At 67.3% G+C, this 14372-nt stretch carries 15 protein-coding genes; 8 read left to right on the forward strand and 7 right to left on the reverse strand.

Annotated features, from left to right (window positions below; all coding sequences use genetic code 11):
* The first annotated feature begins 103 nt into the window (after nucleotides 1–103).
* The 4 genes from SSKA14_RS22625 (at nucleotide 104) to SSKA14_RS22640 (ending at nucleotide 3459) form a co-directional block, all read left to right on the forward strand.
* On the forward strand, nucleotides 104–952 hold the full coding sequence (locus SSKA14_RS22625) for a MurR/RpiR family transcriptional regulator (RefSeq protein ID WP_008265670.1): 849 nt from the start codon (nucleotides 104–106) through the stop codon (nucleotides 950–952).
* 15 nt (nucleotides 953–967) lie between these two features.
* Nucleotides 968–1729 (forward strand): L,D-transpeptidase family protein, encoded by a 762-nt coding sequence (locus SSKA14_RS22630; RefSeq protein ID WP_040009960.1) that lies wholly within the window; start codon nucleotides 968–970, stop codon nucleotides 1727–1729.
* A complete protein-coding gene (locus tag SSKA14_RS22635; RefSeq protein WP_008266505.1) occupies nucleotides 1726–3027 on the forward strand; it encodes an amino acid permease in 1302 nt (433 codons plus the stop codon). Before SSKA14_RS22630 ends, SSKA14_RS22635 begins: the two co-directional genes overlap by 4 nt.
* Before the next feature lie 108 nt (nucleotides 3028–3135).
* On the forward strand, nucleotides 3136–3459 hold the full coding sequence (locus SSKA14_RS22640) for a hypothetical protein (protein ID WP_008268099.1): 324 nt from the start codon (nucleotides 3136–3138) through the stop codon (nucleotides 3457–3459).
* Nucleotides 3460–3506: 47 nt separating this feature from the next.
* Here the strand turns inward: SSKA14_RS22640 and yiaA are convergent, their stop codons facing one another.
* Complete coding sequence (yiaA, locus tag SSKA14_RS22645) at nucleotides 3507–3959, reverse strand: inner membrane protein YiaA (protein WP_040009093.1); 453 nt, start codon at nucleotides 3957–3959, stop codon at nucleotides 3507–3509.
* A gap of 168 nt (nucleotides 3960–4127) precedes the next feature.
* Between yiaA and SSKA14_RS22650 the strand changes: the two genes are divergently transcribed.
* A complete protein-coding gene (locus SSKA14_RS22650; protein WP_008267626.1) occupies nucleotides 4128–5294 on the forward strand; it encodes a PQQ-dependent sugar dehydrogenase in 1167 nt (388 codons plus the stop codon).
* Nucleotides 5295–5363: 69 nt separating this feature from the next.
* On the opposite strand, the gene SSKA14_RS22655 is transcribed toward SSKA14_RS22650, so the two are convergent.
* The 4 genes from SSKA14_RS22655 to folB all read right to left on the reverse strand — a co-directional run bounded on the left by SSKA14_RS22655 (nucleotide 5364) and on the right by folB (nucleotide 10092).
* Complete coding sequence (locus SSKA14_RS22655) at nucleotides 5364–5933, reverse strand: hypothetical protein (RefSeq protein ID WP_008265832.1); 570 nt, start codon at nucleotides 5931–5933, stop codon at nucleotides 5364–5366.
* A gap of 143 nt (nucleotides 5934–6076) precedes the next feature.
* Entirely contained in the window at nucleotides 6077–8251 is a 2175-nt protein-coding gene (locus SSKA14_RS22660; RefSeq protein WP_008267094.1) for a glycoside hydrolase family 3 N-terminal domain-containing protein, read from the reverse strand.
* A 128-nt stretch (nucleotides 8252–8379) separates the two neighbouring features.
* Nucleotides 8380–9651 (reverse strand): mechanosensitive ion channel domain-containing protein, encoded by a 1272-nt coding sequence (locus SSKA14_RS22665; RefSeq protein WP_008265437.1) that lies wholly within the window; start codon nucleotides 9649–9651, stop codon nucleotides 8380–8382.
* Between the two features lie 87 nt (nucleotides 9652–9738).
* The gene (gene folB / locus SSKA14_RS22670) at nucleotides 9739–10092 is read right to left on the reverse strand and encodes a dihydroneopterin aldolase (RefSeq protein ID WP_005407807.1); all 354 of its coding nucleotides are present in this window, start codon (nucleotides 10090–10092) and stop codon (nucleotides 9739–9741) included.
* A gap of 358 nt (nucleotides 10093–10450) precedes the next feature.
* On the opposite strand from folB, the gene SSKA14_RS22675 reads away from it, so the two are divergent.
* Entirely contained in the window at nucleotides 10451–11116 is a 666-nt protein-coding gene (locus SSKA14_RS22675; protein WP_157636053.1) for a hypothetical protein, read from the forward strand.
* Nucleotides 11117–11172: 56 nt separating this feature from the next.
* Here the strand turns inward: SSKA14_RS22675 and tsaD are convergent, their stop codons facing one another.
* Nucleotides 11173–12198 carry a tRNA (adenosine(37)-N6)-threonylcarbamoyltransferase complex transferase subunit TsaD gene (gene tsaD, locus SSKA14_RS22680; protein ID WP_008267736.1) on the reverse strand — a complete coding sequence of 342 codons (1026 nt, stop codon included), beginning with the start codon at nucleotides 12196–12198 and terminating at the stop codon, nucleotides 11173–11175.
* 166 nt (nucleotides 12199–12364) lie between these two features.
* Between tsaD and rpsU the strand changes: the two genes are divergently transcribed.
* Both rpsU and SSKA14_RS22690 read left to right on the forward strand, forming a co-directional pair.
* Complete coding sequence (gene rpsU / locus SSKA14_RS22685) at nucleotides 12365–12580, forward strand: 30S ribosomal protein S21 (protein WP_002808376.1); 216 nt, start codon at nucleotides 12365–12367, stop codon at nucleotides 12578–12580.
* A 133-nt stretch (nucleotides 12581–12713) separates the two neighbouring features.
* Nucleotides 12714–13160, forward strand: a complete 447-nt coding sequence (locus tag SSKA14_RS22690; protein WP_008266600.1) for a GatB/YqeY domain-containing protein — start codon at nucleotides 12714–12716, stop codon at nucleotides 13158–13160.
* 78 nt (nucleotides 13161–13238) lie between these two features.
* Here the strand turns inward: SSKA14_RS22690 and SSKA14_RS22695 are convergent, their stop codons facing one another.
* Nucleotides 13239–14177 (reverse strand): hypothetical protein, encoded by a 939-nt coding sequence (locus SSKA14_RS22695; protein WP_232281423.1) that lies wholly within the window; start codon nucleotides 14175–14177, stop codon nucleotides 13239–13241.
* Nucleotides 14178–14372 lie beyond the last annotated feature (195 nt).

Below are 14372 nucleotides of genomic sequence, written 5' to 3' on the forward strand. Positions count from 1 at the left end.
CCCCTGCGAACCCCACCCGCCCGAGCCATCCCATGGCCTGCTCTACGCTGCCAACCGCAACGCGTTCCCCTATGCTCCAACGCACGACCATCGGACACCCTGCATGCCGCCCCTGCTGAAGATCCGTTCCGAGCGCGGGCAGATGTCGGCCATCGAACGCCGCATCGCCGACTTCATCCTCGACAACGCCCACCTGCTGCGCGATTACTCGTCCCAGCAGCTGGCCAGCGCACTGGGCATCAGCCAGTCCAGCGTGGTGAAGTTCAGCCAGAAACTCGGCTTCAAGGGCTACCCGGACCTGAAATACTCCATCGGCCAGGACGTCGCGCGCGCCGGGACCGACCCGCAGCAGGCACCGAGCGAGCCGGACAGCGGCGACGACTACCTGCGCCTGGGCGAGGCCCTGCGCCGCAGCAAGGCGCTGGCCGAAGAGGAAACCCGCCAGGCCAACCCGCGCGCGGAGATCGAACGCATCGTGCAGCTGATCGACGACGCCCCGAAGCTGTTCGTATACGGTCTTGGCGATGACGGCCTGTACGCCCGCGAGTTCGCCATGCGGCTGTCGCTGCTCGGGCTGCTGGTGGTGCCGCATACCGACCCGGTCCTGATGCTGGCCAACCTGTCGGCGGCGCGCCCCGGCGATGTGCTGCTGGTGTTCTCCGAATTCGGCAGCCTGCCCCAGCTTTCGCAGCTGTCGCGGCAGTTCCAGGACATGGGTGGCAAGGTGATTTCCATCACCCGCCACACCGCCAATCCGCTGCGCGCGCATGCGGATGCGGCACTGGCGGTCTGCGCGCACGACCGCACGCCGCAGGTGGCGCAGCTGCTGTACCGTAGCGCCATGCACGCCCTGCTGGATTTCCTGTTCGTGCTGCTCTGCCACGCCAATCCGGACCGCCAGCAGCAGCTGGCGGTGAACCTGGAGCGGATCGACCACCTGCTGGATTCCTGACCGGAGCGCATGTTGATGAAATCGCTGGCCCGCCTCGCCGCCTCTGCGCTGCTGCTTGCCACAGCGTGGGCCGTCCACGCCGCGCCGCTGGACGGCGCGCGCCAGTTGATCGTGGTTACCAGCGAAGGCTGGGACAGCACCCAGGGCCAACTGCAGGCCTATGTACGTGACGGCAAGGGTTGGCACCCGCACGGGCAGCCATTCCCGGTAGCACTGGGCCGCACCGGCAGCGCATGGGGGCTGGGCCTGCATCCGGCACAGGCCGACGGCCCGCAGAAACAGGAAGGCGACGGCCGCAGCCCGGCCGGCGTGTTCGCGCTCGGCAGCGCGTTCGGCTATGCGGTCACCCGCCCCGGCACCGCGATGCCGTACCAGCCGATGCTCGACAGCAGCTACTGCATGGACGTGCCGGCCTCGCCGTTCTACAACCGCATCGTCGATGCGAACAAGGTCGGCAGCGCAGCGGTCAAGGGCTCCACCGAGCCGATGCGGCTGGACCTGCACAACAAGGGCGACGTGCGCTACCAGCAGGGCTTTGTGATTGCCCACAACCCGGACAACCAACCCGGCAAGGGCAGCTGCATCTTCGCCCACCTGTGGCGCCAGCCCGGCGAAGCCACGGCCGGCTGCACCGCCATGCCGCTGGCGCGCATGCAGGCGCTGCTGGACTGGCTGCGGCCGCAGGACACGCCGCGCTTCGTGCTGCTGCCGCGCGCCGAGTACCAGCGCCTGCAGGCACAGTGGCAGCTGCCCGCACCGAGCGGAGACGTCCGTTGAGCGCGCAGGACGAACCGCAGCTGCAGCGCGCGGTCAGCCGCTGGCAGATCGTCGGCCTGTCGATCAACGATGTGATCGGCAGCGGCATCTACCTGCTGCCGGCCGCCACCGTCGCCCTGCTCGGGCCCTTCAGCCTGTGGGGCGTGGTCGCCGCCGGCATCGTCGTCGCGCTGCTGGTGCTGTGCTACGCGCAGGCCGCCAGCTACTTCGATGAACCCGGTGGTAGCTACCTGTATGCACGCGAAGCGTTTGGCCGCTTCGCCGGGTTCGAGATCGGCTGGATGATCTGGCTGACCCGCATCAGCTCGGCCGCCGCGCTCAGCAATGCACTGGCCGATGCGGTCGCACGCTTCTGGCCGTGGGCGGGCGCCGGCCTGGGTCGCATCGCGGTGATCGTGGTATCGCTGGGCTTCCTCACCGGGGTCAACATCATCGGCGTGCGCTCGGCCGCACGCACCGGCGTGGTGCTGGTGATCGGCAAGATGCTGCCGCTGCTGCTGTTCGTGGCCATCGGCGCGTTCTACATCGATCCGCAGCTGGCGTTCTCCGGCCAGCGCCCGGACCCGCACGATCTGCAGCGCATGGGCGAGGCCGCATTGCTGCTGCTGTACGCCTACGCCGGCTTCGAGAACATCCCGGCCGCGGCCGGCGAGTACCGCAATCCGCGGCGCGATATTCCGTTCGCGCTGATCACCATGATCATCACCGTCACCGTCATCTACGGTGCGGTGCAGGTGGTGGCGCAGGGCACGCTGGCCGGGCTGTCCAGCTCGGCTACGCCGCTGGCCGACGCCGCCGCCGGATTCGGTGGCGAGGCGCTGGCGCTGATCCTGACCATCGGTGCCACCATCTCCATCCTCGGCACCAACAGCAACACGATGATGATGGGCCCGCGCTTCCTGTTCGCGCTGGCACGCGATGGCTATGGGCCGAAGATCCTGGCGCAGGTGCATCCGCGCTTCCATACCCCGGCCGCGTCGATCCTGTGCCAGGGCCTGATCGCGCTCGGCCTGGCGTTGTCCGGTTCGTTCGTGCAACTGGCGCTGCTGTCGATGACCACGCGCCTGTTCGCCTACATCGGTACCGCCGCTGCGGTACTGGTACTGGCCAAGCGCTACGCCGACCGCCCGGGCGCGTTGAAACTGCCCGGCGGCCCGCTGATTCCGGTGCTGGCGCTGCTGCTGTGCCTGACGCTGTTCGCCAGTGCCAGCTGGCAGAACATCGCCGCCGCGCTGGTGGCATTCGCCATCGGCGCGGTGATCTACAAACTGCCGCGCAAGGATGCCGACGCCGGGTGAACGGTGGCGCGCCCTGACCGGCGGATTGATCTGGCGATCACGCTGCCGGCCCCGGCCGTTAACCCGCTCCCTGGCACGATCAGGCTTCGTCCACAACGGAGCCCCTCCATGACCAAGTACCAGATTCCCGGCCGCGTACCGGACGACAGCACACCGCGCGACGCGGTCAGCAACTTCTGGCGCGAGCGCTACACCGCCGAGCCGTACTACGACGACCAGCTGTTCTTCGAGGACTATGAACCGGCCTACCGCATCGGCCACGCCGCGCGTGCGCAGGACATCATCCGCGCCTACGAGGAAGTGGAAGGCGAGCTGGAATCACGCTGGGCCAGCGAGCGCGGCCGCAGCCGCCTGGAATGGGCGCAGGCGCGCAGCGCGGTGCGCCGGGGTTGGGAGGAGGCGCAGCTGGCGGATCCACGGTTGAAGCGATAGCGCCGGACTTATGTAGAGCCGAGCATGGGCTCGGCTCTGCAGAATCATTACTGTTCCGGAAGCGGCGGCACGACCGCACTGCGCCTGCTCTCGCCACCACCGGCGGCGATCAGGTCGCGGGTATTCTTCTGCACCGCCACCGCCCCGAACAGCGACAGCGCGTACGCCATGCCGTAGAAGCCCTTCTCACTCGATGCCAGGGTGGCATTCCACAGCCCGACCAGCAGCAGCATCAGTGCCGACAGCAGCGCGAACCAGCACAGCGCGTAATACAGGCCACTGACCGGAATGCCCTCGACCCGATCACGCACGCTCTTCTGCAGCGAGACCGCCGCGAACAGGCCGAACAACAGCAGGGTCAGGTAGTAGCCCTTTTCGTTGAGCGCCATCGAGGTGGCGTTGAACAGGCCGATCAGGTAGGCCGCGGCCCCCAGCAGCAGCGCCACCCATGAGGCGGCAATGAAGGCGGTGGACGGCTTGTGGGGCATGGCAGTGTTCATTGCAGGTCCTTGGCAGTCAGACGGGCACGCTTTGCCCGGGCGTGCCCACCCTAGACGATCCCACAGCCGCCGCACAGGGGTCGCAGGACCTTCGGGCCACGACGGTCACGGCTGCGATGGTATACAAGGGACAGCCCGGCCATCCGCATCCCCGCCCTGGAGATACCCATGACCCGCACGCCCCTGCTGCTCGCCCTCGGCCTTGTGCCGATCCTCGCCACCTCCGCCTGCAATGCTGCCGGTCCGGATACGACACCGGCTGCCACCAACGCCAGTCCGGCCACCGCCGCCGACCAACGTCCCTTCACCGCCACCGAAGTCAGCCGTTTCGACCAACCGTGGGCGATGACCTTCCTGCCCGACGGCAGCCTGCTGGTCACCGAGAAGCGCGGAAAGCTGCAGCATCTGGATCTGGCCAGCGGCCAGAAGCATGAGATCACCGGCGTGCCGAAGGTCGCCTATGGCGGCCAGGGCGGTTTCGGCGATGTGATCCTGCATCCGCAGTTCACCCAAAACCACGTGATCTACCTCAGCTACGCCGAGGAAGGCACGCTGGATACCCGCGGTGCCGCCGTCGCCCGCGCCACGCTGGCGCTGGACGCCAACGGCGCTGGCCAGCTGAAGGACCTGAAGGTGATCTGGCGGCAGACCCCCAAGGTCAGCGGTGAGGGCCACTATGGCCACCGCCTCGCCTTCGGCCCGGACGGCAAGCTGTGGATCAGCTCCAGCGAGCGGCAGAAATTCGACCCGGCGCAGGACATGAGCGGCAACCTGGGCAAGATCATCCGCCTCAACGACGATGGTAGCCTGCCCGCCGACAATCCGTTCGCCTCGCAGGGGGGCATCGCCGCACAGGTATGGTCGCTGGGCCACCGCAACATCCTCGGCATGGCCTTCGATGCCAACGGCAAACTGTGGGCGCATGAGATGGGCCCGGCCGGCGGTGACGAACTGAACCTGATCGTGCGCGGCGCCAACTACGGCTACCCGATCGTCTCCAATGGCAACCACTACGATGGCCGCCCGATTCCCGACCACGACACCCGTCCGGAATTCGCCGCGCCGAAGGTGACCTGGACGCCGGTGATCTCCCCGGCCGGCTTCGTGATCTACAGCGGCACCCTGTTCCCGCAGTGGAAGGGCAGCGGCTTCATCGGCGGCCTGTCCTCCACCTCGCTGGTGCGCGTGGCCTTCGACGGCGACAGCGCGCGCGAAACCGAACGCTTCAACATGGGCGAGCGCATCCGCGAAGTGGAACAGGGCCCCGATGGCGCGCTGTGGCTGCTGGAAGACGGCAGCAAGGCACGCCTGCTGAAGCTCACCCCGAAGACCTGACGCCCGGCAGGCCGGCCGCTGGCCGGCATCGCCCCTACCCAACGGCCCCTTATACGGGGCCGTTCGCATTCACTGGATGGTGCCGACCTTCACCTCGGTACGCGCACAGGCCTTGTCCAGGCACTCGCCGGTCAGCCAGACCTGCCCATCACCGATCATCACGCCCTGCTGGTTGACGAACACCTTGCCGAAGTCCTGCCCGGACATCGCCTTGACCACCGCCGGCGTGATGATCTTCTCGTAGTTGCGCTGGAACTCGCCCGGCCCGGTGATCTTCTTGCCACCAGCGATGTTCAACGGGAAGCGTACTTCCTCCACCACGGCCGCGCGGTCACCACCGACCACGGCGATCTTGAACGCGTTGAAAACTTTCTCGTACTGCGCCGCATCGCCCAGCACGTTTTCGATGCGCGCGCGCGCATCGCCTTCTTCGGCGGCGGCGGGGGCGGAGTTTTCGCTGGCGTGTTCTGCCGCTGCCTGCGGTGCAGCGGCCGGGTCCGGCGTGGTGCTGGCCGCCGCTTCGGCCGGGGTGGAACCGGTCATCGGCGGCGGCGCATCGGCAGCAGGCTCGGCCGGCGGTGCCGGCTGCGAACAGGCGGCCAGCAGCAGGGCCGGAATCAGGAAAGCCATCTTGCGCATGCGCGAACTCCATCGGATCAAGGCCCCGATGGTAGCGCCAGGCCACGCCCGGCGTGTTCGTGCAATGTGAGCGCAGCAACGCCGGTTATGGCCCGGCGCTACCGCTTGCAGTAGATCCACGCCATGCGTGGATGTCGGCGCTATCAGCCCTTCAGCAGCTCGAACTGCACCGCTTCGCCAGCGGCCGACGAGGCGCACACCCACACGTCGAACTGGCCCGGCTCGGCACGCAGCACGCCGTCGCGGCCGGTGAAGGCCAGCTGCTCGCGGGTCAGGGTGAACACGACCTCGGCCGACTCGCCCGGCTGCAATGCCACCTTGCGGAAGTCCTTCAGTTCACGCACCGGGCGCACGCGGCTGGCCACGCGGTCGTGGATGTACAACTGCACCACTTCCTCGCCTGCCACTTCACCGCTGTTGGTCAGCGTGGTGGTGAGGGTCAGGGTCTCGTCCCAGCCCAGCTGGGCCGCACTCAGCTGCGGCACGCCGTAGTCGAACGAGGTGTAGCCGATGCCGTGGCCGAACGGGTACAGCGGCTCGTTCGGAATCTCGCGCCAGCGCGCCTTGAACTCCGACATGGTCGGCAGTTCCGGGCGGCCGGTGCGCGGGTGGTTGTAGAAGTACGGCTGCTGGCCGGACACCTGCGGGAAGCTGACCGGCAGGCGGGCGGACGGGCTGTAATCGCCGAACAGCACATCGGCCACGGCATGGCCGGTCTGCGTGCCCAGGTACCAGGTCACCGCGACCGCCTGTGCATTGCGCACCGCGCCCTGCAGCGCCAGCGCGCGACCATTGCGCAGCAGCACCACCAGCGGCTTGCCGGTCATCGCCACGGCCTCGGCCAGCGCCTGCTGTGCCGGCGGCAGGGTGATCTCCACGCGCGACTGCGCTTCACCGCTGTAACGCTGCGGCTCGCCGAGCGCCAGCACCACCACGTCGGCGCGCAGCGCGGCGGCCACGGCCGCTTCGGTGCCACCCGCAATCGCGGTTTCCAGCTCGCAGCCCGGCACGATCTCCAGCAGCGCTTCGTCGCCGATGGCGGCGCGCACGCCGGTTTCCAGGTCCACGTAGCGCTGCTTGTCGCCGAACAGCGTCCAGCAGCCTTCGATGTTCTCGCGGTCCTGCACGAACGGGCCGATCAGCGCGATCTTCTGCCCGTTCTTCTGCAGCGGCAGCACGTTGTCGCGGTTGTTCAGCAGCACGATCGAACGGCGTGCGGCATCGCGCGACAGTTCGTCATGCGCGGCGATGTGCGAGGTATCGGCTTCGCGCGCCGGGTCCAGCGAACGGTACGGATCGTCGAACAGGCCGATGGCTTCCTTCAGCCACAGGATGCGGCGCACGCCTTCATCCAGCACCGCCATCGGCACGTCGCCGCTCTCGACCAGGCCCGGCAGGTGCTCGGCGTAGAAACCGCTCTGCATGCTCAGGTCCAGGCCGGCGGTGAACGCCTTGGCGGTCGCATCGCGATCGTCGGCGGCATAGCCGTGCGCGACCAGCTCCATGTCGGCGGTGTAATCGGAAATCACCACGCCCGGGAACTTCCACTCACCGCGCAGGATGTCGGTCAGCAGTTCGGCGTTGGCGCTGGCCGGCACGCCGTTGATGTCGTTGAACGAGGACATCACGGTGATCGCGCCGGCATCGAAGGCGGCCTTGAACGGCGGCAGGTGCACGTCGCGCAGGGTCTGCGGCGAGATGTCCACCATGTTGTATTCCATGCCGGCCATCACCGCGCCATAGGCGGCGAAATGCTTCGGCGTAGCCAACAGCGAATCGTCGGCGCGCAGGTCGCTGCCCTGGAAGCCACGCACGCGGGCGGCGGCGAAGGCACAGCCCAGCACCACGTCCTCGCCGGCACCTTCGGCGCCGCGGCCCCAGCGCTGGTCGCGAGCGATGTCCACGGCCGGCGCATAGGTCCAGTGCAGGCCGGCGGCGGTCGCCTCGATGGCGGTGGCGCGGGCGGTGCGCTCGGCCAGCTCCGGTTCGAAGCTGGCAGCCTCGCCCAGCGGGATCGGGAACACGGTGCGCATGCCGTGGATGACGTCGGCGGCCAGGATCACCGGGATGCCCAGGCGGCTCTCCTCGGTGGCGACCTGCTGGATGCGGCGGCCCAGCTCGGCGCCGACACCATTGAACAGCGAGCCGACCTTGCCCTCGCGCACCTGCTGCAGCACCTGGTCGGCATTGCGCACGTTGGCTTCCGGGTTCACGTCCGGGGCGAACGGGCGGACCATGTCCGCGAAGACACCCAGCTGGCCGACCTTTTCCTCGACGGTCATCTGGGCAATGAGGGATTCGATGCGATCGGAGGCCACCAGCAGTCCTTGATGAAAACGTTTACAAGCCCGGCATTCTAGCGATCCCGAGCCATTTGGCGAGAGGTTTCGTCATTCAGTTTCAGGCTCCAGCCGGATCCGTACGGTCCGGCCGGAGGCCTCGCAGCTTACTCCGAGCCAGCCAACTGGCGCTGCCCGGCCATCAACATGGCATCGCTGGAGGCCTGGAACACCCGCAGACCGAACGCCGGCAGGATCGCCAGCAGGTGGTCGAAAATGTCCGACTGCACCGCCTCGTACTCGCCCCAGGCGGTGCTGCGGGTGAAGCAGTACAGCTCCAGCGGCAGGCCCTCGGTGGTCGGCTGCAGCTGCCGTACCAGCAGGGTCATGTCGGTATGGATGCCCGGATGGCTGCGCAGGTAGCGCTCCACGTAGGCACGGAACGTACCCAGGTTGGTCACCCGGCGGCTGTTGACCTCGGCCACGCCCTGCTCGCGCAGGCGCCCGTTCCACTGCCCCAGCTCCTGCGCCTTCTCGTGCAGGTAGTCGCGCAGCAGCGCGAATTCGCCGAGGAAGGCCAGGTCGCCCTCGTCCAGGAAGCCGACGCTATGCTGGTCCAGGTACAGCGCGCGCTTGATGCGGCGGCCACCGGCCTCCTGCATGCCGCGCCAGTTCTTGAACGACTCGGTCACCAGCTTCTTGGTCGGGATGGTGGTGATGGTCTTGTCGAAGTTCTGCACGGTCACGGTGTGCAGCGCGATGTCGATGACGTCACCGTCGGCGTTCTGGCTGGGCATCTCGATCCAGTCGCCGATGCGCACGCGGCCATCGCCGCTGATCTGCACGCTGGCCACCAGCGACAGGATGGTGTCCTGGAAGATCAGCATCAGCACCGCGGTGGCCGCGCCGAGACCGGTCACCAGATAGCGCAGGTCAACGCCGGCCAGAGTGGCGACGATCGACAGACCGGCGATCACGAAGATGACGATCTTGGCGACCTGCAGATACCCCTTGATCGGCTTGTTGCGTGCCTCGGGGCGGCGCTCGTAAAGATCGTTGGCCGCATCCAGCGCATGCGAGATCGCCAGTACCACGGTCAGGATCGCCCACGCCTGGCAGGCGCCGATGATGAAGCCGACCAGGCCGGGCGGCAGATCGGGCACGATGCGGATGCCCGAGGCGATCACCTGGCTGGGCACCACGTTCGACAGCCGCGAGATCACCCGCATCAGATGGCTGCCACGGCCGGTGTCAGCACCCGGCAGGCGGCTGAGCAGTCGCCGCAGCCCGCGCACCAGGATGCGCTTGGTCACCCAGTTGGCCAGACCGGCGGCGATCAGCAGCGCCGAGATCATCAACGCCAGGTAGGCGCCGGGATAGGGTTCCAGTGTGTTCTGCAGCTTTTCCAGCCACTGTACCGCCACCACCGCGTCCACCATCGGTTGTCTCCTTCCTTCTTTGCTGTTGAGGTTGCCGGCCAGCGGCCGGCACTACCGGGTTGCCAGCCAGCGGCCAGCGCTACCGGGTCAGTCCCGGGTGCGTTCGATGATCACGCCCACCGCGCGCGCGCCGCGCACCGCGCCCGGCTTGCTCAGCTTCAGGCGCAGCCACTTCACGTCGAACTCGTCCAGCACGATCTGCGCGCAGCGCTCGGCCAGGGTCTCGACCAGGCCGAACTCCGACTCACGCACGAACTGCTCCAGGCGCTTGCTCACCGCCTTGTAGTTCAGGGTGTGGGCAATGTCGTCGGTGGCTGCGGGGCGACGGTTGTCGAAGCCCATTTCCAGGTCGAACACCAGGTCCTGGCGGATCCGTCGTTCCCAATCGTAGATGCCGATCAGGGCGTCGATCGTCAGCCCCTCGATGAAAACCTTGTCCATTGCGCTTACCAGCCCGAATACAGGGGGCCATGGTAACGGCACGGCGGTGAGCCTGCCCGGAACGGGCGGTGGGCGGCCGGCAGGGACGCGGCTCCAGAAAAAGCAAAGGGCCCTGCTAGCGGGGCCCTTTGGTACCACCTTTGTCCCCGGGGGGAGCTTTCTCAAGCCGCGAGTCCCGGTGGCGCAGGTGCCCAGACTAGTAAGTCATCAATCGGTGGGTCAAGGCCAATCCCGACAACGCAGACCCTCGTGTTCGCCCCGGCCGAAACGCGGGAAACAGGCCACGCCCGCAAGGAGGTTTCCTGATGGTGGCCGACTCGATCCCTCGACAAGCTGCGTCTTCCCTTCACCACCGCACATCACGATGGCTGCATACGATGCATTGAGGCGCGCGTTGTCAGCGGAGCGGTTGTCGACCTACGAGAGAATCGCATCAACCTGCGGCCCTGACGTTACTGCCGAATCCCTGTACGTGTGGAACATGCGGATGTGCGGCGCGTTGATGATGCCGGTCCACCTGTGCGAAGTGGTCACGCGCAACGCAGCGGCATCGGCATTGGCCCGACAGCACGGCCAGCAGTGGCCTTGGAACGACGCCTTCCGACGCAGGCTACCTGCCTCTTCATCCACCTCAGCCAGAGCCGCGCTGGAACAGGCCGCCAGCCGCGCAACAGATACACCCGGGATCGTCGCCGACCTGCCGATGGTGTTCTGGCAGCAGCTCTTCACCTGTCGCTTCGACGCCACGCTGTGGATACCGGCGCTCGGGACGGTTCTGCGCCATGCGCCTGCAGCTCATCCAAGCGTGATCAGGAAAGCCATGCATACAGACATTGGGCGCATCCGCCACCTGCACAACCGGATCGCCCATCACGAACCCATCCTGGAACGCGACCTCGGCGCCGACCTGGCGGCGATCGGGCGGCTGATCCATGCGCGCTGCCCGCACACCCTGAGCTGGCTGCAGCGCCATGAGCGGGCCACGACCGTATTGGCAGCGTCGCCGTTGGGCGCGCGTGCGTAGCCTGGATCACGCGCAGTCGAGCATGGCTCGACGCTACAGAGAGCGGCGGTTGGGGTTCACACCGCCGGCAGGGTCGCCATGTCCCAGCGCGGGGTAACGTCCACCTTCGGCGGGCTGTGCTGGCCGGCCTGCAGGCGCAGTGCGCCGGCGAAGGCGATCATCGCGCCGTTGTCGGTGCACAGCGCCGGGCGCGGGAAGCAGGCGCGGCCGCCGAGGCGCTCGGCCATCTGCTTCAGGCGTGCGCGCAGGCGCGTATTGGCGCCGACGCCACCGGCCACCACGATCACGTTGGTCCCGGCCGCTTCCAGCGCGCGCTCGCACTTGATCGACAGGGTCTCGACCACGGCATCTTCAAAGCCACGGGCGATGTCGGCGCGGGTCTGTTCGCTCTGGTCGCTGTCGCGCCAGGCCATCAGGACCTGGGTCTTCAGGCCGGAGAAGCTGAAATCCAGCCCCGGGCGGTCGGTCATCGGCCGTGCGAAGCGGTACGCGCCCGGTGTTCCCTGCTCGGCCAGCTTGGCCAGCTGCGGGCCGCCCGGGTACGGCAGGCCCATCAGCTTGGCGGTCTTGTCGAAGGCCTCGCCGGCCGCATCGTCCAGGGTCTCGCCCAGCAGGCGGTACTGGCCGATCGCGTCCACCGCCACCAGCTGGGTATGGCCACCGGACACCAGCAGGGCCACGAACGGCGCCTGCGGCGGGTCGTCTTCCATCAACGGCGCCAGCAGGTGGCCTTCCATATGGTGGACGCCCACTGCGGGCACCTGCAGCGCCCAGGCCAGCGAGCGCGCCACGCCCGCGCCCACCAGCAAGGCGCCGACCAGGCCAGGCCCGGCGGTGTAGGCCACGCCATCGATATCGTCCACGCCCAGGCCGGCCTCGGCCAGGGTCTGGCGTACCAGTGGCAGCAGCTTGCGGACGTGGTCGCGGCTGGCCAGCTCGGGCACCACACCGCCATATTCGGCGTGCAGGGCGATCTGGCTGTAGACCGCATGGGCGCGCAGGGCCGCGCTGCCGGCCAGGTCGGTGTCATACACCGCCACGCCGGTCTCATCACAGGAAGATTCAATGCCAAGGACTCGCATGCCTGCTATTATGACGCCCCTGCCGCCCCCTCGGGGGATGTGCAGATCTCACTGCTTTCGAACTTCCGGCCCGTATTCAGGGTTGGCCGCTTGCAGTTTGTCTATTCGCCGCTATAATGTGCGGCTCGCCGGGCGTGACCCGGTTCTACTGTGTCCCGGAGATTCCATGCCCAGCGTCAAAGTCCGCGAGAACGAGCCCTTCGAGTTTGCTCTTCGCCGCTTCAAGCGCACTTGCGAAAAGGCCGGTGTGCTGGCCGAAACCCGCAAGCGCGAGTTCTACGAAAAGCCGACCCAGGAGCGCAAGCGCAAGGCCGCCGCTGCTGTGAAGCGTCAGCTGCGCCGCTCGTCGCGCGACGTCACCAAGCGTCAGCGCCTGTACTGATCGGACGCATCTTCATTGCGGCGGGCTTGCCTGTCGCGATGGAGCCGAAGCCGGCACGCGCGAGCGTCGCCGGCTTTTTGCGTTTCCGGGTTCGGGCATCCGCCCCGCCCCACCTATCACCACGAGGTTCCTCATGAGCATGAAGCAGCAGCTCACCGAAGACATGAAGGCCGCCATGAAGGCGGGCGAGAAGCACAAGCTGGGCGTGATCCGCCTGATCAACGCCGCCATCAAGCAGCGCGAAGTGGACGAGCGCATCGAGCTGGATGACACCGCCGTGATCGCCGTGCTCGACAAGATGGTCAAGCAGCGCAAGGACTCGGTCAGCCAGTACGAAGCGGCCAAGCGCGAAGACCTGGCCGAGATCGAGCGCGCCGAGATCGTGGTCATCGAAGCCTACCTGCCGGCCAAGATGGGCGAAGCCGAGATCGTGGCCGCCATCCAGGCCGCCATCGCTGAGACCGGTGCCTCCGGCCCGGCCGACATCGGCAAGCTGATGGGCGCGCTGAAGCCCAAGCTGGCCGGCCAGGCCGACATGGGCCTGGTGTCCAAGCTGGTCAAGCTGGCCCTGGCCGGCTGATCACCGCACCACCCGCTGCACACGACAAGGCCCGCGCTATGCGGGCCTTGTCATTGCTGCAGGCAGGGACGCTGTCGCTTACGCCTGGCGGCAGTTGCGCAGGGTCATCGAACTGCCTTCGATCGAACTGACCTCACCTTCCAGCTTGGCCCAGTCACGCTCACGCAGCACGCTGAAGTTGGCCGCCTGGTCCGGCGCGAACTCGCAGCGGATAGTGTAGTTGTTGTTGTTGAAGGTGTCGTTCTGGCGGATCCGCAGCAGGCCGCGTTCCGGCGTCACCAGGTAGTTGATCGACCCCACCTCGCCCGGGCGGGTGGAGTAGCTGTTCCGGTTGACGGTATAGATCTGCCCGTCGATGCGGTACCGGCGGCCGATGTACTTCGCGTACAGCGGCAGGAAGGTGGCCGAACGATCGCCCAGGTCTTCCTTGTTGGTGGTGGTACCCAGCATCAGGTCCTTGAAGCTGCCGGCGGCATTGTAGGCCGCCATCGTGGAGCGCACTTCCTTGCCCATCTTCTTGGACAGGTCCGGTGCGGCCACGTCTTCCAGCGCAGGCATCGGCTGCTTCGCGCGCGCCGCGGCGGCAAGCGCTTCACCCTGGCTACCGCCCTTCAGCTTGTCCAGCATCGCGCACATCGACTGCCGCGCCTCGTCCTGGCCGATCGTCTGGCCACGCGCCAGCTTGGTCGCCAGGGTCACCCGGCCGGTGTGGTCGGCGGTACCGATCAGCACCAGCGGCGTACGCAGCCCCTTGGTCTGGATCAGGTACTGGTTGCCGGTGTTGCCTTCCACCAGCTGGCCACCGATCTCGAACTGGTCCTCGGCACCGATCTGCCGCAGCTGGTCCAGTGCGCTCTGCACCTTCAGCCCCGGCACCGTCACATCGGCCATGTACATCGCGCCGTTGCGCGGATCCCCTACCGTCTTGAATGCCTTCTCGCAGGCAGCTGAGGCGGCAGCAGCCGAGCCACTCACCGTCGCCAGCAACACCATCGTGGCGTAGACCATCCCTTTCATAACGCGTCCTTTTGCAGAGAAATTGGAATGTCGCGGCCCTGCGCATCGGCAGCCGGCCCCGGATACCGTGGCGGCAGCCCCCCCTGCGCACCCACGGTCAGGCAGAAGGATAGCGCGGACGATGTGCGGGACGACGTACTGAATAGGCACTTCACCCAACCCAACGCCCTGATTTGCTAGAAAAAGCTCATCCAC

Origin of the sequence: Stenotrophomonas sp. SKA14, assembly GCF_000158575.1 — a bacterium.
Lineage (GTDB): Bacteria > Pseudomonadota > Gammaproteobacteria > Xanthomonadales > Xanthomonadaceae > Stenotrophomonas > Stenotrophomonas forensis.